Annotated in this window: 20 protein-coding genes, 1 tRNA gene and 2 pseudogenes; 6 read left to right on the top strand and 17 right to left on the bottom strand. The window is 72.7% G+C overall.

Annotation, left to right across the window (positions count from 1 at the left end; translation table 11 throughout):
• The first annotated feature begins 1 nt into the window (after position 1).
• Both ACL02T_RS16650 and ACL02T_RS16645 read left to right on the top strand, forming a co-directional pair.
• The gene (locus tag ACL02T_RS16650; protein ID WP_412831630.1) at positions 2 to 151 is read left to right on the top strand and encodes a hypothetical protein; all 150 of its coding nucleotides are present in this window, start codon (positions 2 to 4) and stop codon (positions 149 to 151) included.
• Positions 152 to 169: 18 nt separating this feature from the next.
• A pseudogene (locus ACL02T_RS16645) lies at positions 170 to 1218 on the top strand (MFS transporter).
• Between the two features lie 32 nt (positions 1219 to 1250).
• On the opposite strand, the gene ACL02T_RS16640 reads toward ACL02T_RS16645, so the two are convergent.
• Genes ACL02T_RS16640 through ACL02T_RS16630 form a run of 3 tightly spaced genes read right to left on the bottom strand, consistent with a single transcriptional unit; the run spans position 1251 to position 2106 of the window.
• Positions 1251 to 1364, bottom strand: coding sequence for an alpha/beta fold hydrolase (locus tag ACL02T_RS16640; RefSeq protein WP_412831629.1), 114 nt, complete (start codon positions 1362 to 1364; stop codon positions 1251 to 1253).
• Complete coding sequence (locus ACL02T_RS16635) at positions 1364 to 1723, bottom strand: alpha/beta hydrolase (RefSeq protein ID WP_412831628.1); 360 nt, start codon at positions 1721 to 1723, stop codon at positions 1364 to 1366. Before ACL02T_RS16635 ends, ACL02T_RS16640 begins: the two co-directional genes overlap by 1 nt.
• 23 nt (positions 1724 to 1746) lie before the next feature.
• Positions 1747 to 2106, bottom strand: a complete 360-nt coding sequence (locus ACL02T_RS16630) for an alpha/beta fold hydrolase (RefSeq protein ID WP_412831627.1) — start codon at positions 2104 to 2106, stop codon at positions 1747 to 1749.
• Positions 2107 to 2320: 214 nt separating this feature from the next.
• Here ACL02T_RS16630 and ACL02T_RS16625 point away from each other — a divergent pair, with 214 nt between their 5' ends.
• Positions 2321 to 3556, top strand: a complete 1236-nt coding sequence (locus tag ACL02T_RS16625) for an NAD(P)/FAD-dependent oxidoreductase (protein ID WP_412831626.1) — start codon at positions 2321 to 2323, stop codon at positions 3554 to 3556.
• Between the two features lie 76 nt (positions 3557 to 3632).
• On the opposite strand, the gene ACL02T_RS16620 is transcribed toward ACL02T_RS16625, so the two are convergent.
• The 8 genes from ACL02T_RS16620 to ACL02T_RS16585 form a co-directional block, all read right to left on the bottom strand.
• The gene (locus tag ACL02T_RS16620) at positions 3633 to 4943 is read right to left on the bottom strand and encodes an aromatic ring-hydroxylating oxygenase subunit alpha (RefSeq protein WP_412831625.1); all 1311 of its coding nucleotides are present in this window, start codon (positions 4941 to 4943) and stop codon (positions 3633 to 3635) included.
• A gap of 39 nt (positions 4944 to 4982) precedes the next feature.
• Positions 4983 to 5324, bottom strand: coding sequence for a bifunctional 3-phenylpropionate/cinnamic acid dioxygenase ferredoxin subunit (locus tag ACL02T_RS16615; RefSeq protein ID WP_412831624.1), 342 nt, complete (start codon positions 5322 to 5324; stop codon positions 4983 to 4985).
• A gap of 17 nt (positions 5325 to 5341) precedes the next feature.
• The gene (locus tag ACL02T_RS16610; protein ID WP_412831623.1) at positions 5342 to 5920 is read right to left on the bottom strand and encodes an aromatic-ring-hydroxylating dioxygenase subunit beta; all 579 of its coding nucleotides are present in this window, start codon (positions 5918 to 5920) and stop codon (positions 5342 to 5344) included.
• A 982-nt stretch (positions 5921 to 6902) separates the two neighbouring features.
• Positions 6903 to 8276: an SWIM zinc finger family protein gene (locus ACL02T_RS16605; protein WP_412831622.1), complete on the bottom strand. Its 1374-nt coding sequence runs from the start codon at positions 8274 to 8276 to the stop codon at positions 6903 to 6905.
• Positions 8255 to 8971: a UPF0158 family protein gene (locus tag ACL02T_RS16600; RefSeq protein WP_412831621.1), complete on the bottom strand. Its 717-nt coding sequence runs from the start codon at positions 8969 to 8971 to the stop codon at positions 8255 to 8257. Before ACL02T_RS16600 ends, ACL02T_RS16605 begins: the two co-directional genes overlap by 22 nt.
• Positions 8965 to 10074, bottom strand: coding sequence for a plasmid pRiA4b ORF-3 family protein (locus tag ACL02T_RS16595; RefSeq protein ID WP_412831620.1), 1110 nt, complete (start codon positions 10072 to 10074; stop codon positions 8965 to 8967). The genes ACL02T_RS16600 and ACL02T_RS16595 overlap by 7 nt, the downstream gene beginning before the upstream one ends.
• A 294-nt stretch (positions 10075 to 10368) precedes the next feature.
• Positions 10369 to 10445, bottom strand: a tRNA-Thr gene (locus ACL02T_RS16590).
• Between the two features lie 57 nt (positions 10446 to 10502).
• Positions 10503 to 11003, bottom strand: a complete 501-nt coding sequence (locus ACL02T_RS16585; RefSeq protein WP_412831619.1) for a hypothetical protein — start codon at positions 11001 to 11003, stop codon at positions 10503 to 10505.
• Between ACL02T_RS16585 and ACL02T_RS16580 the strand changes: the two genes are divergently transcribed.
• Positions 10987 to 12006 (top strand): hypothetical protein, encoded by a 1020-nt coding sequence (locus tag ACL02T_RS16580; RefSeq protein WP_412831618.1) that lies wholly within the window; start codon positions 10987 to 10989, stop codon positions 12004 to 12006. The two genes, ACL02T_RS16585 and ACL02T_RS16580, sit on opposite strands and share 17 nt — an antisense overlap.
• A gap of 25 nt (positions 12007 to 12031) precedes the next feature.
• Here ACL02T_RS16580 and ACL02T_RS16575 read toward each other — a convergent pair whose 3' ends face one another.
• Positions 12032 to 12712 carry a TetR/AcrR family transcriptional regulator gene (locus ACL02T_RS16575; protein WP_412831617.1) on the bottom strand — a complete coding sequence of 227 codons (681 nt, stop codon included), beginning with the start codon at positions 12710 to 12712 and terminating at the stop codon, positions 12032 to 12034.
• A gap of 91 nt (positions 12713 to 12803) precedes the next feature.
• On the opposite strand from ACL02T_RS16575, the gene ACL02T_RS16570 reads away from it, so the two are divergent.
• Positions 12804 to 13205 carry a nitroreductase/quinone reductase family protein gene (locus tag ACL02T_RS16570; RefSeq protein ID WP_412831616.1) on the top strand — a complete coding sequence of 134 codons (402 nt, stop codon included), beginning with the start codon at positions 12804 to 12806 and terminating at the stop codon, positions 13203 to 13205.
• Here the strand turns inward: ACL02T_RS16570 and ACL02T_RS16565 are convergent.
• The 5 genes from ACL02T_RS16565 to ACL02T_RS16545 form a co-directional block, all read right to left on the bottom strand.
• Positions 13202 to 13600 (bottom strand): nuclear transport factor 2 family protein, encoded by a 399-nt coding sequence (locus ACL02T_RS16565; protein WP_412831615.1) that lies wholly within the window; start codon positions 13598 to 13600, stop codon positions 13202 to 13204. The two genes, ACL02T_RS16570 and ACL02T_RS16565, sit on opposite strands and share 4 nt — an antisense overlap.
• Positions 13601 to 13715: 115 nt before the next feature.
• Positions 13716 to 14873 (bottom strand): DNA polymerase III subunit delta', encoded by a 1158-nt coding sequence (locus ACL02T_RS16560; protein ID WP_412831614.1) that lies wholly within the window; start codon positions 14871 to 14873, stop codon positions 13716 to 13718.
• Positions 14870 to 16861, bottom strand: a complete 1992-nt coding sequence (locus ACL02T_RS16555) for a bifunctional MFS transporter/dTMP kinase (RefSeq protein ID WP_412831613.1) — start codon at positions 16859 to 16861, stop codon at positions 14870 to 14872. The genes ACL02T_RS16560 and ACL02T_RS16555 overlap by 4 nt, the downstream gene beginning before the upstream one ends.
• A 219-nt stretch (positions 16862 to 17080) precedes the next feature.
• Positions 17081 to 17686, bottom strand: coding sequence for a hypothetical protein (locus ACL02T_RS16550; RefSeq protein ID WP_412831612.1), 606 nt, complete (start codon positions 17684 to 17686; stop codon positions 17081 to 17083).
• Positions 17687 to 17836: 150 nt separating this feature from the next.
• On the bottom strand, positions 17837 to 20296 hold the full coding sequence (locus ACL02T_RS16545; protein WP_412831611.1) for a penicillin-binding protein: 2460 nt from the start codon (positions 20294 to 20296) through the stop codon (positions 17837 to 17839).
• A 142-nt stretch (positions 20297 to 20438) separates the two neighbouring features.
• On the opposite strand from ACL02T_RS16545, the pseudogene ACL02T_RS16540 reads away from it, so the two are divergent.
• Positions 20439 to 20720: pseudogene (locus ACL02T_RS16540) on the top strand (WhiB family transcriptional regulator); the annotation flags it as partial.
• Positions 20721 to 20839: the final 119 nt, after the last annotated feature.

Below are 20839 nucleotides of genomic sequence, written 5' to 3'. Positions count from 1 at the left end.
CATGTCCGACGGCACGATCGGCGCCGTCCCCACCACGTCGTCCACCCCGGCACCCACCGCTGATCACCCGCACCGCCGGCGCCACCGCTGGGTGCTGATCGCGGTCCTGGGCTTGATGGCCGGAACGGCACCGCTGTCGATCGACATGTAGATCCCCGGCCTGCCCGAGATGGCGCAGGGGTTCGGGGTGGGCGACGTCGAGGTCCAGCTCACCCTCACGGCGTTCCTCATCGGCCTCGGAACCGGTCAGCTGGTGATCGGGCCGCTCCGCGACTCGCGCGGTCGGCGGACCCTGCTCCTGGTGGGCACGGTCGGGTACATCGCGTTCTCGCTACTGTGCGCGGTGGCGACATCGGTCGGCGTGCTGGTCGCGGCACGCTTCTTCCAAGGCCTGCTCGGCGCCGCGGGCGTCGTCCTGTCGCGGGCGGTGCTCGCGGACCGGTTCTCGCTGCAGGAGGTCCCGCGCTACTTCAGCTACATGGCGATGGTGTCCGGCGTCGCCCCGGTCCTCGCCCCCTTCGTGGGGGCGTGATCGTCGGGCTGGCCGGGTGGCGGACCGTCTTCGGTGTGCTCGCGGGCATCGGTGCCGTACTCCTCGTCGGCATCCTCGCGTTCGTCCCGGAGTCCCTCCCGCGGGAGCGCAGGACGTCCGGGGGGGGATCCACCACAGCTTGGCGGCGATGGGGCGGCTCGCGCTGCGGCCGTCGTTCCCCCGCTACCTCGCAGCCGGCACCTTCACCCCGTGCGCTCTTCGCCTTCATCTCCGGTGCGACGTTCGTGTTCCAGGAGATCTACGGCCTGTCGCCCACCGGCTACGGCGTCATGTTCGGCAGCAGCTGCGTCGGGATGGTCGGTGCGGGGTTCGTCTTCGGCAGGCTGGCCCGGCGGTTCGGGGTCGACGACCTGCTGCGGGCGAGCGTGCTCGTCGCCCTCGGCGGGACGCTCCTGCTCCTGGTGACCTGGCTGTGCGGGGTCGACGGGCTCGCCGTCGCGTGGATCTCCTTCACCGTCTTCATGATCGGCATGGGGATTGTGACCCCAGCGGTGATCACCTCGGTGCAGCGTGAGGGGGCGACTCCGCCGGCGCCGCCTCGGCGCTGTTCGGCGGTGCTCAGTTCGGGATCGCCGCGCTCGCCACTCCGGTCATCGGGCTGCTCGGGTCCGGGGTCGGCGCGCTGGCCGGGGTGTGCGCCGCGGCGACGACGCTCGCGGCGCTGAGCTGCTGGCCGGTCGCCTGCGCTGACCGGTCCTCAGAGCCCGTTGCGCCGGAGGAAGAGCTCGACCTGGTCGGCGAACTCGGCGGGCCGCTCGACCGAGGGCCAGTGGCCGCAGCGATTGAGGGCCACCAGGTCGGCCTGCGGCACTAGCTGCTGATCATCAGGCCCTGCTCGAACGGCACCATGCGGTCGACCCGGCCGTGGATCACCAGCATCGGGACCGCGATCTCCGGCAGGAGCGCCATGTTGCTGTGGGCCACGCTCACGGCCGCCGCCCCGGCGTGCAGGTGCTCGGGGTGCTCCTTGCGGAAGGCCATCGTGTCGGCCACCAGCTCGTCGGTCACCATCGCGGGGTCGTGGAACAGCGTGCGCAGGAACCGCCGCAGGGCGCCCTCGTCGTCGGGTGCCTCGCCGAGGTCGGCGGCGGCGACCCCCGACTCGGACGGGAACGGTGCGAGCAGGTAGGGGTCACCGCCCGTCGAGGCGTGGCAGGCACCGACGACCAAGCCGGTGACGCGCTCGGGCGAACTCAGCGCGAGGACGATCCCGGTGGTCGCCCCATCGACGTCCCGACGACGGGCGCCGCGGCGATCCCCTCGGCGTCCATGGCCGCCGCCACCGCGCGGGCGGCGGGATCGTGCGCCGGCTCGTGGAAGGTCAGCGGCCCGGTCCGCTCGAAGTTGGGCAGGTCCACCGCGATGCACCGGCAGCCGGCGCCCAGCCGCTCGAGGACGCCGGCGTAGGTCAGCCAGGCCGTGGTGCCGGGTTGTGGGCCCCACGCCGCGACGAGGACCAGCGGTGGACCGTCGCCGACGGCGACGTAGTGCACCGGCCCGTCCGGACCCGTGGTCGAGCGGGCGAACTGCGGCGGGGCGTCGAGCAGACCCACGGGGCACCTCCAGAGAGATCGGCGAGCGCGACTGTCCCCCGGCATCGTCGCGCGGTCAACGACGGTGATCCGCTCGATGGACCGTCGGCGATCGCCGGACCGGGTCCGGCCACCGGACCGGGACGGTGGGTCACGGCGACACTCGTCCGTAGCGTGAGTGCATGATGAGCACGATCTTCCGGGCCGCCATCCGCACGACCCCGGGCGCGCGTTCATGACGCCGAAGTCGGTGGTGATCGCCGGGGCGAACCTGGCGGGCGGGACCGTAGCCCGGTCGCTGCGCTCGCGCGGGTTCGAAGGGCGCATCACCCTGGTGGGGGCCGAGGCGACGCCGCCGTACGAGCGTCCGGCGTTGTCCAAGCAGGTGCTCAGCGGCGCGCAGGAACCCGACGAGCTCGTCCTCCCGATCGACTGGGCCGGTATCGACGTGGACCTGCGCCTCGGTCAGCGGGTCGACGAGATCGTGCCGGCCGAGTCGGCGGTCGCCCTGTCGGCGGGGACGCGCCTCGGGGCCGACGCCGTCGTCCTCGGCACGGGTGGTCGCGGCCGCAGGCTGGGCGCCGAGGGCGAAGAGCTCGGCGGCATTCACGAGGTGCGCACCATCGAGGACTCGTTGGCGCTGCGCGGCGAGCTCGTCGCCGGCGCCCGGGTCGTGGTGGTGGGCGCCGGCTTCATCGGGGCCGAGGTCGCCGCCACCGCGCTGGGCGTGGGCTGCGAGGTGACCGTACTGGAGCACGCTCCGGTCCCCCTCGCCCGCTCCCTCGGGCCGGTCTGGGGCCCGTTCGTGCTCGAGGAGCACGCCCGGCGCGGTGCCCACGTGCGCCTCGGCACCGGCGTGCACCGCTTCCTGGGCGACGACCGGGTGCGCGAGGTCGAGATCGGCGGCGGCGACCGGATCCCGGCCGACGTCGTCGTGGTCGGCGTCGGGATCGAGCCCGCCACCGAGCTCGCCGAGGCGGCCGGCCTCGCCGTGGCCGGGGGCGTCCACGTGGACGAGCGGGCCGCGACGAGCAATCCGGGCGTCTTCGCGGTGGGCGACGTCACGCTACAGCCGGGGTGGCACGGCCAGGGCATGGTCCGCCTCGAGTCGTTCCAGAACGCACAGGAGCAGGCCGACGTCGCGGCGGCGGCGATCCTGGGACAGGAGGTGCCGGCGCGCGACGTGCCCTGGTTCTGGTCCGACCAGTTCGAACACAACATCCAGATCGCCGGGATGCTCGACGCGAGCGTCGACGTCGTCATCCGCGGCGACCGGGACGGCTGGGACTTCAGCGCGTTCCACGTGCGCGACGGCGTGGTCCGCGGGGTGTTCGCCGTCAATCGCGGGCGCGAGGTGCGGGCCGCGATGCGGCTCATCGCAGCAGGCGTCGTCGTCGACCCCGCGGCACTGGCGGACCCGACCACCGACCTGCGCAAGCTGCCCCGGCCGGCCCGCCCCCTCGCGTCGTAACTCCCGGCCCGACACGATGACGCCGGCGGTTCGGGGTCCACCCCCGAACCGCCGGCGTCGTGGGCCGGTGCTCGCGCTACTCGTTCATCCCCGCGGTGCCCTCGTACTGGGCCTTCTGCGGGTCGAGGGAGATGTCGGCCCACGAATCGGCGTTCATGAACTCCTGCCAGCGCTGGTAGAAGAACCGGTGGTTGTTCTCGGACACGAACTTGTCCGAGAGCTGGCCGGGGAAGACGTCGTCGGTGTGGCTGTGGCCGATGCCGAGGTTCACCCGCTGCCCCATCTCGCGGTAGGTCCCCGAGAGGCCCGACTCCGAGACCTGCCGCCAGTTGTCGACGTCGTCGGCCTCGAAGTGCCCGGTGACGCCGTTGCGCGCGGTGTGGACGCGCAGGACCTCCCGCTGCTGCTCCGGCGTGTCGGCGTGGCTGGCCAGGGCGAAGTGCCAGAACTCGGTCTTGAGCGGGCCGCGCGGGATCGCCAGCCGGAAGCCCAGGACCGTGTTGGGGAACAGGCTGTGGGTGCCCAGCACGACGGACTTCGCCCGGAACTCGCCGAGCCGCTCGACCGCCTCGGCCGTCTGCTCCTCGGCGGTGGCCGTCGGGATCGACTCGCCGGACAGGTTGTCCTCGGGCATCTTGAAGTACTGGACCTGGTGCCCGTTCACGAACGCCGCCCGGCCGTGCATGTTGAAGAGTCGGTCCTGGGTGAACCGAGGGGTTCCCAGCACCCGGAACATGGCGTTGGCCGCCGAGGCGTGCGACACGGGTACGTGGTACCAGTCGGAGCAGTTGTCGACCGCGGTCTTCCAGTTGATCGGCTGGATCCACTTGTGCGGGCCCACCGCGTAGGTGCCCCTGCCGCTGCGGTTGAACTCCATGTCCAGGTACCACCGGGCGTCGCCCAGGTAGTCCTCGAGGCTGGGGGCGTCCTCAGCCCACGTGGCGAAGATGAGGCCGGCGTAGGTGGCCACCCGGGCGCGCTTGAGACCCAGTTTGGACCGGTCGAGCTCGCCGTAGTAGACCTCCTGCTCGCCCGGCACGTACTCGAGCTTGCCGTCCAGGTCGTAGGTCCAGGCGTGGTAGCTGCAGACGAAGTTGTTGCAGTTGCCGTCGTCGGCCCGCACGAGCCGCGCCCCGCGGTGGCGGCACATGTTGAGCAGGGCGTTGATCGAGCCGTCGCTCCCGCGGGACAGGATGACGGGGTCCTCACCCATGTAGGTGTGGAAGAAGTCACCGGGGTTCGGGATCAGGCTCTCGTGACCGATCAACAGCCACGCCCGACCGAAGATGTTGGTCATTTCCTGACGGTAAATGTCGGGGTCGGTGTAGATCGACGGGTCGAGCCAGCCGGTCTCGGGGTCGAGGATCTCGTACTTCGTTCCTGCCACCGCAGTCACCTCTCGCAAGTTCGGGGAATTTCGGCGTGCTCAGTTCTCGTGGGGACGGTCGCGGACGAGGATCTCGCCGTCGCTCACCCGCACCGGGTAGGTGGTCATCGGGACCGTGGCCGGCATCGTGAGCGCCTTGCCCGTCCTCAGGTCGAACAGCGCGCCGTGCAGGACGCACTCCACCGAGGTGCCCTCGACGAACCCCTCCGAGAGGGAGGACTTCCCGTGCGAGCACACGTCGTCGAGGGCGTAGTAGTCGCCCCCGGCCAGGAACAGCGCCCGGACCGGGCAGCCGGGGCTCGTGATGACCACGGCATCGCCCTCGGCCAGGTCGCCGACCCGGCCGGCGGTCGTCCACCGCTCGTCGTCCTGGTCGCTCATCAGAGAAGGTCTCTTTCCTAGAAGAAGATCGCCATGTTCTTGTCGAGGACGACGTTGACGTCCAGCACGATCGTGCGGCGCGAGATCTTCCACGAGCCGTCGACGGGGTGCAGGACGTCCTCGCGGTACCCGGAGTACAGCGCGGTGTCGTACTCGGCGTGCGAGCGGTGGCAGATGAACGCGGTCTTGGCGTGCACCGTGCCGTCCTCGTCGACGCGCTCGATCACGAGGTTGCCGACCAGGTGGCGCGTCCGCGACGGCGGCTCCTCCGCCCAGGCCATGCCGCTGTCCATGCGCTGGATGCGCACCAGCATCATGTTGCGGTCCTCGTCGAAGAACGGCAGGTCGGTGCCGTAGGGCGGGACCTCGCGGTGCGCCTCGCGGCTCGGCACGTTCTTGCGGCGCGGCATGAAGTAGAGGAGGTCCTCGGTGAACAGGTCCAGCCACTCGTGCATCTTGCGGTCGTCGAGCAGCCACGCCTCGGCGATGTAGAACGAGTTCAGCTCCGTCCAGAGCTCCTGGGCCGTCTTCGCGCTCGCAGCCGGGGCGAAGGCCTCGGACTCGGTGTCACGCTCGATCACTGTCACAACAACCACGCGGACCTTTCAGGGAAGAACGCGATGCCGATCTCGGAGGCTCGACGATAGGTAGCTCCGACGCGGCGGGACGAGGCGCCCGGACCGCTCATCGGAACAGGTACGGCCGCCATACGAGGCGGTGATCTGCCTGTCATACAGACGACATCTCAGGTCGTGATCAGTGGAGGCCTGCCCGTGCTCGGGGTCGCGCCCTGAGTCGTAGACGTGCCCGAACGAGCCCGTCGCTGTCCTCGGCGTTACCCAGAGCGTCGAACGCCGGCTCCGAGAGCCGATCCGGAGTGAACAGGTAGTAGGGCAGCGAATGTGAGTCCGCGACGACTCTCACCCGGCGACGGGCCCGAGTGCGGAACGACGCTCGGCCCGGTCGTCACCGAGCGCCTGTGACCACGCCTCGATCACCTCGTCCGGCACCAGACCAGCGAGCTTGCCCGCCGAACGACCACCTCGACGACTGGCTACCTCGGGCTTCGACAGCCGCAGGTGGGCTCCGGGCGCACACCATGGCGCGCCAGCTCGGCGGCCGCAACCGTCAGGCTCCCGTCACTGCTGACGACGACCTCGAACGAGTCCGCGGTCTCGGGCGTGGTGCTCATTGTGCCTGCATGCCACCGCTCGACCATCGCGATCGAGGCGGCTCGACGACTGCTGTGCAGATCGCGACCGGGAGGCGGCCGTCGCCCCCGCGACGTCACCAGCCCCGCGCGGCGAGGAGGGCCATGAGATTGCGTTTGGCCCGGTGCGTACGGCGCAGCGCGGCGAGGTGGTCGGCGAACACGTCCGCCTCGAACAGGGCTCGACCTCGCCGAGCAGCTCGACGGCCTCGGCGTAGGCGGAGTTGTTCTTGTGTCCGATCGCGGCCTCGATCTCGCGCTGGTAGAGCGGGATCACCTCCCGCGGCCGCAGCGTCCGGCAGGCTCGGGCCAGCCGCATCACCGTTGGGCCCGAGCAGCCACCTCGCTGCGCCTCCGCCCAGGCGGCGTCAGGGTCCGCCCTCCCAGAGCAGCACCTCCACGAGCAGCGAGGCGTCGGCAGCCGGCTGCCACCGGTACCGGGGCGGTTCGCGACGGTCGACCTCGGCGCGGAGGCGGGCGAACGCCTCGTCACGCCGATCCGCCCACATCCCGGCCCGCCGGCGCAACTCCGCGAGCCGTTGGTAGGTAGGCATATTCGGCGCGCGATCGAGCACTCTCCGGAGCAGATCGACCGCCGCCGCCCCGCGGCCTGCCCGGTGGTACTCCGCAGCCGCGAGGTCGACCAGCCGCGCGTCGGTGAGACCGTGGATCTCCAGGCCGCGTTCCGCCCACTGCAGCGCGTCGTCGTGGCGGTCCTCGCGCAGGAGGCGCTCCGCGATCCGCAGGAACTGGTAGGCGGACGTGAGGTCGCGGGCCATCGCCTCCACCTCGGCATCGACGTCACCGGTGAGGGCGGCGAGCGCCTCCAGAGTGCTCCGGACGCGGAGGCGGGCCGGGTCGTAGAGGTCGGCATGCTCGGCGAGCGCAGCCCACTCCTGCTCGGCGAGCTCGTGATAGCGGGCGAGCCCGGGCTCGCCGAGGAGGTCGGCATAGCGCGTCACCGCGTCGTCGAACATGGCGAGATCGCCACCGCTCGACTCACGGGCGTGGAGCCGCTGGGCAAGCTCGCGAGGATCGGGACGGATCGCCCCGCAGGCCGCCAGCTGGAGATCGGCGAGGCGGTCGGAGACTCCGCCGAGCAGGTCGTCCGAGTCGTCGACGTACTCGACGGCCCGCTCGGCACAGTCCCCGGCGTACTCGGTGAGCTCGAGGACCAGGTCCGCCCGGCCCACGGCCAACAAGGCCTCCACCCGGTCGACGACGGCGTCCACGGCCTGCAGGTAGCCGTACGCCTCGTCGTAGCGCACGTATCCGCGCGGGACGATCGCGTCGAGCAGGAGGCGTCGCAGGGACTCCGGTGCATCGGGGTCCGCCGCGGCCGCCGCGAGCCGGGTATGCAGGACCTCGTCGCGGCCCGCGGCGTCGAGGATCATGTCGATCAGCTCGTCGTGGCTCAGGGTCTCCAGGTAGGCCCGCGGATCGGGGGCGTCGTTCGGCGATCCCGCTGCCACGAGCGCGAGCGCCACGCAGTGCTTGCAAAAGGACCCCGACACTCCGACCGGGCAGGAACAGCGGAACCCGAAGCCGTCCGGCCCGAAGTCCAGCTCGACGGCGTACGGCTCCGAGCCGATCACCGTGGCCCGCACCCCGTCGGCGACATGCCTGACCCGCCCGACCGCACCTCCCTCCGCGTAATCGCGGCCGCGCCCGAAGGTGACCGGATCGGCCAGCCGCTCGACGTCCGCGATGTCGAGGCGCGTCAGCGGCTCGCCACCCGACACCCGACGTCGGCCAGCCAGGCCCGAGCCCGGCCGCGCTTGCGCTCGCCACTCCACTCGAACCAGCGGCTCAGCTCGTCCTGCGAGCTCCGGCCGAGCGTGTCGGCGAACCGCCGGAAGGCGCCGCGGCCGCGGATGGCATCCCGGAGGCGTTCCCCGAGCCGCGCGTCGGCGACGGTGTCGATGAAGTCGACCATGTCGCGGTAGCCGTCGCGGGAGTCGCCGTCCACCCAGCGAAAGCGATCCCCGTCCTCGAAGTCTGGTGCCTCCACGTCCACACCGTCCTCCTCCGCATACTCGATCGCCAACCGGGGCCATACCTCGCCGGTCTGCAGGTCGAGCGCGCCCCGGGTCGTCAGCGGATCGCCCTCGAGGATCTCGGTCAGCAGCTCGAGATCCACGCTGAGCGGCCGCAGCAGCGGCATCGGACCGGTGCCCGCGAGCCCGTCGAGCTGCTCGGCCAGCTCGACGTCGCCGATCCAGTCCCGGCCGCGCAGGGCAGTGGCACAGTCGGCGGCAAGCCTGGCCGCGCCGTCGACCCGGTGAGCGAGTGCCGTCGCCACCCCGTCCCCAATGAGCTGCCACACCGGGAGCGGCTCGCCCGCAGCGAGGAGACCGACGATCGCCGCCCCGTCCCCGCGGTACACGGCCCCGCGCAGCTGCCGGAGCCAGTCCCGACGGTCCTCCCGGGTCACCATGGCGGCTCGCCGGCGAACAACAAGGCCAACATCGTGGCGCGCGGCAGCAGGGTGCACGCGAACGGCCCCGCCTCCCAGGTGCGCCACGCGCCGCTGAGGAGGTCGAGCGCGCGGAGCTCCGCGGACATCCGGCTCAACGACGACTCGTGCTCCTCGTCGGTCAACGCCCGGCCGTCGACGCCCCACCCGACGCCCATCAGCGGCACGACCCGGCGAAGCAGATCCTCACGTGCGAGCGGACCGGACGCGGCGAGGACCGCCACCGCCGTCGTCGCCAGCATCTCCTCGTACCCGCCCGGCTCGAACCAGCGGCGCAACCGCCGGACGACCTCGACATCGTCGCCCGCCACCCGAGTGCGGCTCAGCACCCCGCGGGCGAGCCGGGCCAGCCCGACCTTGCGCAGGATGTCGTGCAGCACCGCCAGCGGAGGCAGGTCCTCCTCGACCGACGCCGGCCGGTCCAGCGGGTACCAGTCGGGCCGCCGCTCCTGCACCGCCCGCACGACCGAACGCGGCAGCCGTCCGCCCGGCGTCAGCTTCACCCCGCCCGCGAGCAGATCCAGCACGATCCGCACACTCTCCGGCACCTGGCCGACCGTCTGCCGGACGAGCACGTCCGTCGCCTCCCGGTCGAAGACCAGAAGCTCACCCGCCCACTCACGCAGGTTCTCATACTCCCCGTGACTCGGGTCGGCGAGCACCTCGAGCAGGTGCTCGTACTCCGGCACACCGCCGCAGTCCTCCGGCGGGCAGGCACCCTCGCCCTCCACACAGCCCGGACCCTCACCACCCGCGCCGACGACCTCGACCTCGTGCTCCCAGCTGTCGCCGAAGTCGTAGAGGTACTCGAACCGCGCCGGCAGCTCATGGAATGGGACCCTCGCCTCGTCGCGCGGCCGGAGGTCGTCCTCCCAATCCGGATCCGGCACGCCGTACCGGACCCCGTCGGCCATGAACAGATGCAGGTGGCTGTCAGTCCAGCCGAGCGCCACCTGGAGGAGCTGGTGCAGCTCGGCCAGCGTGACGGCGGCAGGCACATCGATCACCCGGATGACCCGCGGTTCGACGTCCCGCATGGTGATCCGCAGCCGGACGGTCCGCATGGGTCGGCACGGTACCGACGATCCGCGGCGCCCGGACCGCTCGGGGCCGGCGGTGACGCGGCCCATGTGCTCACTGCGGCTATCTGAATCACCGGCATCAGTCCAGATCACTGATTGGCTGCGACCCAGCCCCGGCCTCTCATGCCGCTCACGCTTCTGATGCACACGATGACTAACGCGCACCGAGGGAAGCCATGCCATGACGCGCTGACCAGGGACGATGTCAGTAAAGGAGGCCCCGCCGATGACGCGGCGGAGGAATGATCCTTCATACAGGCTTCTGACCTGCTAAAATGGAGCCGCCTTGGGGAGTCGAACCCCAGACCTACGCATTACGAGTGCGTCGCTCTAACCGACTGAGCTAAGGCGGCGTGGTGCGACGTCAGTCTACCCACCGCCCCCGGACCGGCGACCCGGCCCCCACCCCGTCACTCGGTCGGGTCCTCTTCGCAGCTCAGGCATGTCGGGTGCGGGCGCCCCCGCGATCCTCGGATCATGACGACGGTCGGCATGGACATGCGGATCGAGGACGTGCTGGTCGCAGAGGGGCGGAGCAGAGGGACTGGGCGGTCGAGGTGTCTGCCCGGGACGGGGCGCGGATCGGGGCGGTGCTGGTCGCCGCGGGACTGGTGAAACGGACCGAGGAGCGGTTGGACGCCCCGATCCTGCTGCTGCTCGAGGAGAGCGACACCGAGACGATCGAGGCCGCCAAGGCGGCGAATCCGCCCGAGAACATCACCTTCCTGATCATCCCGCCCGGCCAGCCGCAGACGAAGCCCAAGGCGTGCAACGTCGGGCTCTTCCTCGCCCGCGGCGAGCACCTCGTGATCTACGACGCCGAGGCCCAGCCCGACGCCGACCAGCTGAAGAAGGCCGTGGTCGCCTTCCGCCGCGGCGGCGAGCGCCCGGCCGGTGACGCTGATCCGCACCGCGGGACTGCGGCAGACCCTGGCGTTCGCGCTGCTCATCGGCGGCACGCCGGTGACCTTCCTGTGCACCCCGCCGCTCTACCTGCTGTTCGTCGTATCCCTGCTGCTGCCGCCCGCGGTGCTCGAGGGCCTGTTCCCCGGCTGGGTGCTGTGGGTCAGCCTGTTCAACCTCGTCATCGGCAACGGGCTGATGATCTACGTGTTGATGATGGGCGCGTTCAAGCGCCGCCGGTACTCGCTCGTGCTCCCGACGGTCGCGCGGCGCCGGCCTGAGAACGGCTGCGCCCCGCTGGGGCGTCCGGCCGGCGCTCGCGGCGCCGCTCGTCGCGCTCGGCGTGTGGGGGGCCTGCGCGGGTTCGTCTCCACCGGGCACGCGGCCTTCCTGACCCAGGCCGGGCAGGTCGCCGGCGGCGGGCCGGACCCCCAGGGCCTCGAGTTCGCCTATCCGCCGCTGCCGACCCTGCTCGCCGGCGTACTGCTCGGCGGCGGGATCGCGCTCAGCGTGGTCGCGGCCGTGTTCGCCGGGGTCACCCTGCACCTGACGGGCGAGCAGCTGCTGCGCCGCGGCCTCGACCTGCCGACGGTCCTGGGGCTGATCCTGCCCGTGTTCGCGGTGCCCGCGGTGGCGTACGCGGCGAGCCAGTCGGTGTCCGGGATCGCGGCGCTGTCGCTGCTGGCCGTGGCGCTGCAGGGCTTCGTCGTCGACGGCGACACGGACGTGGGCTTCACCTGCGGGCTCGCCCTCGCCGCCTGCTTCCTCTTCGACCCCATCGCGATCATCTACGCGCTCGCGCTCGGGGCGGCGGCGTTCTTCTTCGCCGTCGACCGCTTCCGCACCACCCGCTCGGCCGCGCCGGCGACGGTCGCGGTGATCACCTTCCCGACCGTCTTCGTGACGCCGGCCTGGATGTTCCTGCAGTGGCGGTTCACCGGCGACGCGGCGGACGAGCCGCACGCTCGCGGTGATCGGGCTCGCACATCTGGTGCTGGCCTGCTGCGCTGATGGCTGTCAGAGCCGCTCAGCGCGGTCAGCCGGGCAGGATCGCCGGCAGCCACTGCTCGAGCCCGGGCTCGTGGGCGGCCAGAGCCAGCAGCCGGTCCGCGGCGTCGACGGACCAGTCCGCGTAGCGCTCGATGCTCCAGCCGCGGCCGCGCAGGAAGGTGTCCATGGTCTCGGTGGTGAAGACCGACCAGTAGACGTCCGTGGCCTCGTCGACCGTCAGCCCGTCGCGCAGCAGCGGCGCGAACGAGGCGACGAGCGCGTGCATGTCCTCGTAGCGGCGTCGTTCGTACTCCGCCCACGCCGTCGCGATCTCCGGGTCGCCGGCGGCGTCGCGGAACACGCGCAGCATCGGGAGCACCCGCGGCACCGTCGCCCGGGTGACCTCGCGCAGCAGCGCGAGCTTCTCGGCCTTGTCCTGCGCGCGGATCAAGTGCTGAACGGCCTCGCGGGCTCGCAGCGGGACCTCCTCGTCGTCGCCGGTCAGACTCCGGTCGACGGCAGCGAGCAGCAGGGCCGCCTTGCCGCCCTGGGCGAACACCGTCTGGGGTGAGACTCCGGCCTCCGCGGCGATCTCCTTCATCGTGGTCGCGGCGTATCCGCGGCGCCCGAAGCACGCCGCTGCCGCGTCGAGCACCAGGCCGCGGGTCCGGCGGGCCTGCTCGTCGCGCAGGGCGGAGCGGTACGTGCGCGCCGTGGACTTGGGCATAGCACCAGTCAATTCATACGATCGCTGCTCTATCGAAAAAGGGGACGACGTGGCGACGATGACGACGAGGGACCGCAGATCTACCGCGCTCATGCGGACGGTCGGGCGGGCGCACACCGCGCTGGTGCGGCACACGAAGGTCGGCCGGCGGTTCCGCGGCGGTGAGGTCCTGCTGCTCACCCACACCGGCCGGCGCAGCGGCGCCCGGCACACCGCCCCGCTGATCTTCCTGCGCGACGGCGGCTCCTACCTGGTCGCGGCGTCGAACGGGGGCGTCGACCACGAGCCGCAGTGGTGGCTCAACCTGCAGGCCTCGCCGTTCGCGGAGATCGAGGTCGACGGCGTGCGGAAGGCCGTGCGCGCCGAGGCGCTCCCCGACGCCGAGCGTGACGCGGCGTGGGAGCGCTTCCGGCAGGTGGGCGCGTACTACGACGGTTACCAGGCCGGGGTGCGCCGGCGGATCGCCGTGGTCCGGCTGCGACCGATCCGCTAACGACTCCCCGCGGGGACGTCGACGAACGCAGCCGTGTCGTAGTACGTGCGCAAGCTGGTGATCTTGCCCTCGCCGAAGGTGACGAAGGTCGAGCCCTCGTAGCGGAAGTCGTGACCGTTCGGCCGGGTGCCCGTGCTCTGCCACTCCAGCGCCGCCTCGTCGTCGCTCTCGACGACGTTGGTGAACTGGGTCCGGACCTCGCCGAACTGGGCGCGGTACTGCTCCCAGAACTCGCGCGCCCCGCCACGACGGGGGCCCTCGCCGTCGAGCCGGAAGAGCTCGGCGTCGTCGGTGAACAGGCCGGTCAGGTCGTCGACGTCGGCGTCCTGCTCGGACTTGCGCAGGGCCGCGACGAACTGCCGGGTCAGGTCGTGGCGGATGTGGTTGTCCTCCATGCCCGGGGCTACCCCGACACACCCCCGGCAATCGAGCTCGTCGGCTCCGGCATCAGGTCCTCGGCGAGCGGGGGCGGGCGTGAGCTCGTCGGCGTCCGGGGTCTCGCGGACCGGCTCAGCCCTGCTGCAACGCGGTCATCATCGCCTCGACGGCGATCCGCGGCTTCACGTTGAGTTCCAGGGCCTCCCGGCAGGCCAGCACGGCCTCGAGCCGGCGCAGGGCGGACTCGGGACTCCACTCGCGTGCGGCCTGCCGGATGTCCGACTCCCGGTCCGGGTTGCCGAGCGCGACGGCCGCCGCCGTGCCGGCGACCAGCACGTCCCGGTAGAACCCGGCCAGGTCGACGAGTGCGCGGTCCAGGGCGTCCCGCTGGGTGCGGGTGTTGCGGGACTTCTGCCGGCGCTCCAGCTCGCGCTCGGCGGCCTTGGCCCCGCGGGCGGCCGCCGCCACACCCTTGCCGGTGCCGCCGGCGCCCATCGCCACCGCGAGCTCCTCGCGCTCGGCGACGTCGCGCGCGCCGCTGACGTCGGCCGCCTCGGCCTCGGCGGAGCGGACGAGATCGTCGGCGAAGGCGAACGCGTCCCCCAGGTGCCGCAGCCGCAGCGGAACACCGAGGATCCGCTCGCGGCGCTGCCGGGCCTCCCCGTCGCGGGCGAGCCGGCGGGCCCGGCCGACGTGCCCCCCGGAGACCGATGCCGCCCAGCGGGCCTGCTCGGGCTCGATGCCGTCGCGCTCCACGAGCACCTCGGCGATCGCCTCCGGCACCGGGGCCCGGAGGGGGACGACGCGGCAGCGGGAGCGGATGGTGACCGGGACGTCCTCGGGATGGTCCGACGGTGCGCACAGCAGGAACACCGTCCGGTCCGCCGGCTCCTCCACCGCTTTGAGCAGCGCGTTCGCCGCACCCTCGGTGAGCCGGTCCGCATCGGTGATGATCAGGATCTGCCAGGCGCCGGTGGCCGGGCGGCGGGCGGCGAGCTGCACGAGGTTGCGCATCTCGGCCACCGAGATGGACAGCCCCTCGGGGACGACCTCGCGGACGTCCGCGTGCGTGCCGGCCAGCACGGTGTGGCAGGCCGGGCACTCCCCGCACCCGCCCGCGGGGCACTCCAGCGCGGCGGCGAAGGCACGCGCGGCGGTGGAGCGGCCGGACCCGGGCGGGCCGGTGAACAGCCAGGCATGGGTCATCGCCGAGGGCGTGGACGCGGCGGTGCTCAGCTCCTCGACGGCGGCGGGCTGCCCGACGACGTCCCGCCAGACGCCCGCGCTCACGGCTCGACCGTGGGCCGGGGCAGATCCGCCGATCCTGGCAGGTCCGCGGGCTGCTCGGCGGACTGCGGCAGCGACGGGGTGACGCCGGCCAGGATGCGGGAGGCGACCTCCTCGGGCTCCCCGTCGGCGTCGACCACCACGTAGCGGTGCGGCTCGGCCGCCACCAGTCCCGTGAGCAGTCGCTGCACGCGGACGTGCTCCTCCCCGGCGACCCCGCCGGGGCCGGAGCTCGCGGCCTCGCGGTCGAGCAGGACGGTGACGTCCGGCCGGAGCCGACCGGTGGCCCAGGCGGCGAGGCGCTCCAGCTCGCCGCGCTCGAGCTCGGCGTCCATCCGGTCCGCGGCCACGCCGAACTGGGCGATCGGGCTGACCATGAACCGGTCCATGACCACGACCGCGCCCTCGTCGAGCGCCGGCCGGATCACCCGTTCGACCAGGTCGGCCCGGACCGCGGCCGCGGCGAGAGCCTTGGCGCGCGCCCCGGACAGGTGGGCCTCCCGGGTGGCGGCGGCCCAGCGCGACGCGTCCCGCTCCCCGTCGTCCGGCTCCACGACGACGTGCCCGCGCTCGCGCAGCGCCTGCGCGAGCCGCTCGGCCTGGTCGGCCGCCTCGGCGGGTGTGGCGCCCTCGACCGCGACGAGCGTGCCCGAGCCGCGGCGGACCTCGCCCTGGCGCAGCGCCGAGACCAGGTCGCCGAGCAACGGCTCCAGCCGGCGCTCGTCCATCTGCCGGTAGGCCAGGGTGCCGACGACGGCGGCGACGAGACCGCCGCCGGCCAGCACGAACCGCGTGCCGTCGACCGTGAAGTGCGCGCCGAGGAGATCGACCGGACGCGTGCTGACCAGCCCGACCAGGACCGGCACCAACGACATCGACCCGAGGAGCACCAGCCGGACCAGGGACTGGACGAACGCCACGATGCGGCCACGGATCTCGTCGGCCACCTGGGAGCCGATGATCGTGAGGCCGGTGAGGAAGGCGATGCCCGCGAACCCGCCGACGAGCGCGACGGCGAGGATCGCCATGAACAGGTGCCCGGAGACCGCGACGACGACCAGCGCGACGCCCGCCCCGACGATCGCGGTGCCGAACAGCCGGTTGTGCGGGAGCCGGCGCGCGAGCCGCGGCGCCACCGCCATGCCGAGGGCGAGCCCGACGAACACCGCGGTGAACAGCACCGAGTACGCCGCGTCGCCACCGCCGAGGCTGGCCGCGTAGAGCTTGGCGGACGCGATGACCGCACCGCCCGCGGCGAAGGCACCGATGATGCCGAGCACCAGGCCGCGGATCAGCGGGGTGCTCGCGACGTAGGCGAACCCCTCGCGCAGCAGCGTGAGCAGGCCCGGCTGCTCCTCGGCGTCCCGCGGGGTGGAGCGCCCGGAGATCTCCTTGATGCCGAACCACACGACGACGGCGGAGAGCAGGAAGGCACATCCGTCCAGCACCAGCGCGATGTAGACGGTGGTCAGCCCGTCCTGGCCCGGGAGCAGGTGCCCGATGCTGGAGATCACCGTGAACAGGCCGGACGCGATCAGCACCGAGATGCCGTAGGTGAGGACGAGGCCGAGCTGGTTCGCCGTCTCCACCTGGTCCTTGCGGCGGAGCAGATTGGGGACCGACGCGTCCTTCGCCGGGATCCAGAACATGGCGCACAGCTCGATCAGGAAGGTGGCGGCGAACAGCCACCACAGCGACCCGACGAGGGGGATCGAGACGAACAGGCAGAAGCGCAGCACGTCGCACGTGACCATCACGCGGCGCCGGTCGAAGCGGTCCGCCAGCGCGCCCGCGAGCGGGCCCAGCAGCAGCGCCGGCAGCAGCTTGGTGGCGACGACCCCGCCGAGTGCGAAGCTCTGCGCCGCATACCCGCTGGTCAGCTGCGTGGCGAGCGAGGTCAGCGCGAGCAGGCTCAGCCACTCGCCGGTGGCGGTGAAGGCCGTGACGGTCCAGAGCCGGCGGAACGCGGGGATGGCCAGGACGCTGCGCACGCGGTGCGCGGTGGGTGCCGCGCCGGCGGAACCCGTCAGACCGCCGGGAACGCTCTCCGAGCCGATCGCGGGTCACCTCCCTCGCGTGCGACACCCCCCGATCCCTGCTCGACCGGGCCGGTCGGCGGCGGGCCGCGCGGGAGCGGGGCCGGCCCCTGCCGACGCCCTCAGGGTAGACGGGCGCACCGACAGGACGGCGCGGGCTCCGCGCGGCCGGTCTCAGGAGTTCATCAGCGAGACGATCAGCTGGACCAGGATGAGCAGGTAGACGCCCAGGAAGACGAGGGTGAAGGCGCGGGAGCCGACGCGCCCGCGCAGCCGCCGGGACAGGCCGACGATCTGCGGGTCGGGCCGGACGGGCGGCCGGTGCTCGATCCCGTCGATCACCGCGCCCGGGCGCTCGCGGATCGGCGCCGCCGGGGTGGCGGCGGGTACCCGGAGGAACCCGCGGAGCAGCAGCGGGTCGACCATCGGGGCGGGCTCGGGCTCAGGAGTCGCCCGGCCCAGGTCGAGGGGCGGGGGGTCGGTAGGGACCGGGGGTGGGCCGAGGGCGGGGAGGCGGAGCACCGGGGGCTCGGCGTGGAGCGGGGGCTCGGCGTGGAGCGGGGGCTCGGCGTGGAGCGGGGGCTCGGCGCGCAGCGCGGGCCCCGACGCGGTGGGCGACGGTCGCGGGGCGTCGGGGCCGGACGACGTCGTGCGGGTGGGGCGGCGGCGGCCCGTCTCCCAGGGCCTCGCCGGGCGGGGCTCGGAGGGGGCGGTGCCGCGGACGAACGGGAGCAGGGTGACCCACCGGACGAGCACGTCGGCGCGGTGGACATCGGCCATGGGCGCCGATGGTAAGGGCGATCAGCCGATCACACCTGCTGTCACGACGGCGCGTCGACGGTCCCGCCGCTCGCACACCACTCGCGGGCGCCGCACACCAGCCGGAAGCGGTGTGCGAGCGCTCCGGGTCGTCGAGCCGGCTGCCGAGGGCTACTCGCCCCCGCCGCCGTTGCCGCCGCCCTCGCCCCCGCCGCCGTTGCCGCCGCCCTCACCGCCGCCGTCGCCGCCCTCGTCGGGCCGGCCGCCCTCGTCCGGGGGCTGTCCCTCACCGCCGGCCGGGCCGGGCCGGCCCGGCGCCTGGGCCTCGGGCGCGGCGGGCGGGGCCGGCACCGTGCCGCTGCTGACCTGCAGGGTGATCTGCTCACCCGGCAGCGCCGTGCCACGCGGCACCTGCCCCACGACCGTGCCCCGGGTGGCGAGGTTGTCGACCGTCCGGGTGGTGACCGTCCAGCCCGCCCGCTCCAGGATCGCGCGCGCGTCGTTCTGCCCGCGGCCGACGACGTCGGGCACCCGGCTCTCCGCGCCGCCGGTCAGGTACCGGTCGTCCGTGGGTGGCAGCGGCAGCACCGGCGTCCCGTCGACGATCGGCTTCACCGCGCCGAACCACGTCTCCGCCGGCGTCTTGCCGCCGAAGATGTTGCCGCTGCGACAGGCGAACGGGGAGCCGGCGCCGTCGCACAGCGGCCGGGGCGCGCTGGAGTTGTCGAAGGTGATCACCGCGCCCGACAGGTTCGGCACGAACCCGACGAAGGCCGCGGACTTGTGCTGCTGGGTGGTGCCGGTCTTGCCGCCCATCGGTCGGTCCCAGCCGGCCTGGCGTGCGGCGCCGGCGGCGGTACCCATGATGTCGTCCTTGCTCAGGCCGGTGAACAAGGTGTTGGCCAGGCCCGGCTCGACGACCTGCTCGCACGGCGCCTCGGTGATCTCCACCGGGTTGCCGGCCGCGTCCGTGACCGACTCGATCGGCGTGGGCGGGCACCACGTGCCCGCGCTCGCGAGGGTGGCGCCGACGTTGGCGAGCTCGAGCACACTCGTCGGCGTGACGCCCAGGGTGAACGAGGCCTGCCGCTGCGCCTTGGTCACCTCGGCGATCGAGCGGTCCGTCCGGCGGCCGGTGGCCGGGTCGACGAACGGGGTCGTGGCCAGGGACTTCATCCCCAACCGGACCGCCATGTCGACGACGTCCGGGACGCCGGTGAACTCCTCCAGCTTGATGAAGGCGGTGTTCGGCGAGGTGGCCAGCGCGTCCTGCAGCGACATCCGCTCGGGGTAGCTGCCCGCGTTGGCGACGGGGATCGGCCGCCCGCCGCCGTCGACGTAGATCGGCGACGCGTAGCCGCTCGGCGGGACCGACATCTGGTAGTTGATGCCGAGCCCCTTCTCCAGCGCGGTGGCGGCGGTGAAGATCTTGTAGACGGATCCCGCGCCCAGGTTGACCGGCTCGTAGGGCAGGCCGTAGCTGGTCTCCCACTCGTCGGCGTCGAGGCCGAAGGTCCGGCTGGACCCCATCGCGAGGACCTTGTGCGCGTCCTGCCCCGGCTCGACCAGCGACATCACGTTCGCGACGTTCGGCTGGCCCGGCGGGACCTCGGCGTCGAGCGCGGCCTTCACGCTGGCGAGCTTGTCGCGGTCCAGGGTCGTGCGGATGGTGTAGCCGCCGCGGGCGATCTGCTCGGGCGAGAAGCCGGCCTCGGTGAGGTACTCGGTGACGTACTTGCAGAAGAACCCGGCGTCGCCGGCGCCGATGCAGCCGTTGGGCCGCGTGTTCAGCGGGCGGACGATCCCGAGCGGCTCGGACGTGGCGGACCGTGCCTGGGACTCGTCGATCATCCCCTGCTCGCGCATCTGCGCGATCACGAGGTTGCGCCGGTCGAGCGCGGCCTGCGGGTTCTGCACGGGATCGGTCGCCGCCGTGCTGCGCACCATGCCCGCGAGCAGCGCGGACTGCGCCACGGTGAGGTTCTTCGCGCTGGTGTCGAAGTAGGTGCGGGCGGCGCTCTCGATGCCGTACGCCCCGTTGCCCCAGAACACGATGTTCAGGTAGCGGGTGAGGATCTCCTCCTTGCTCAGCTGGCGCTCCAGCTGCAGGGCGATCCGCGCCTCCTTGAGCTTGCGCGCCGGCGTCTGCTCGGTGGCCTTGAGCCGCTCCGCCTCGGTCTGCGCCTCGACGTAGAGCGTGTAGTTCTTGACGTACTGCTGGGTCAGGGTGGACGCGCCCTGCACGACGTCGCCGGACGCCGAGTTGGCGACCACGGCGCGGATGGTGCCCTGCCAGTCGACGCCCTGGTGCTCGTAGAAGCGGCGGTCCTCGATGGCGACCATCGCGGCCTTCATCGCGGGCGAGATGTCCTTCGCGGCGACCTGTGTGCGGTTCTGGTCGAAGAGGTAGGCGATCGGCTGGCCGGCGTCGTCGGTGAGCGTGGTGGCCAACGGCAGGCCGCCCTCGACCAGGCTGCTCGACGTCGAGTTGACGCTGTCCCCCGCGTCGTTGCTGACCAGCCCGACACCCGCCACGAACGGAAACGCCATCCCCGCCGTGACGACACCGGCGAGCACGCAGAGGCCCAGCAGCAGACCGACCGGGCGGGCAAGGTGACGGGGAGGAGCCACGGTCGGCAAGGGTAACCGCCGCGGCGTCACCGTTCTGTCAGGTTGAGTAGTTCTGCGTGGTGTCGGGCGGAACCGGACGCTCGCAGAATCCGTCCCAGTTGCCGAACGCGGGCCGAGCGGCCCGCCCGGGGCGGAGGAGACGATGGTGGACGCAGCCGCGAGCAGGTGGAACTGGCGGGTCGCCGCCCGGTGCCGCACCGCCGACGCCGAGGAACTGTTCGTGCGGGGCGCGGAGCAGCGGCGGGCACGGCAGTTCTGCGCGACGTGCCCGGTCCGGATGGAGTGCCTGGCCCACGCGCTCGACGAGCGGGTGGAGTTCGGGGTGTGGGGCGGGACCACCGAGCGGGAGCGGCGTGCCCTGCTGCGCTCGCGGCCCGGGGTGCGGTCGTGGGCGGAGCTGCTGCGGGCGGCGCGGGCGGAGCACTACGCGTCGGGTCGCGCGCCGGGTCGCCGGGCGGGGGGCCCGACGGCGGGGTGGGCGGCGGACCCGGCCGTGGACCCGGCGGAGTCGGTGGAGTCGGCGGCGGAGGAGTCCGCGGCGGC

Origin of the sequence: Pseudonocardia oceanicola, from assembly GCF_047200735.1 — a bacterium.
In the GTDB taxonomy this organism is placed as follows: Bacteria; Actinomycetota; Actinomycetes; order Mycobacteriales; family Pseudonocardiaceae; genus Pseudonocardia.
This window is presented reverse-complemented; position numbering and strand designations above follow the sequence as displayed.

Bases quoted from the DNA above. Each gene is read 5' to 3' on its own strand.
- ACL02T_RS16595 (WP_412831620.1), bottom strand. From the start codon at position 10,074: ATGCGGACCGTCCGGCTGCGGATCACCATGCGGGACGTCGAACCGCGG.
- ACL02T_RS16625 (WP_412831626.1), top strand. From the start codon at position 2,321: ATGACGCCGAAGTCGGTGGTGATCGCCGGGGCGAACCTGGCGGGCGGG.
- ACL02T_RS16550 (WP_412831612.1), bottom strand. From the start codon at position 17,686: ATGGCCGATGTCCACCGCGCCGACGTGCTCGTCCGGTGGGTCACCCTG.
- ACL02T_RS16575 (WP_412831617.1), bottom strand. From the start codon at position 12,712: ATGCCCAAGTCCACGGCGCGCACGTACCGCTCCGCCCTGCGCGACGAG.
- ACL02T_RS16565 (WP_412831615.1), bottom strand. From the start codon at position 13,600: ATGGAGGACAACCACATCCGCCACGACCTGACCCGGCAGTTCGTCGCG.
- ACL02T_RS16650 (WP_412831630.1), top strand. From the start codon at position 2: ATGTCCGACGGCACGATCGGCGCCGTCCCCACCACGTCGTCCACCCCG.
- ACL02T_RS16615 (WP_412831624.1), bottom strand. From the start codon at position 5,324: ATGAGCGACCAGGACGACGAGCGGTGGACGACCGCCGGCCGGGTCGGC.
- ACL02T_RS16600 (WP_412831621.1), bottom strand. From the start codon at position 8,971: ATGGTGACCCGGGAGGACCGTCGGGACTGGCTCCGGCAGCTGCGCGGG.
- ACL02T_RS16570 (WP_412831616.1), top strand. From the start codon at position 12,804: ATGCGGACGGTCGGGCGGGCGCACACCGCGCTGGTGCGGCACACGAAG.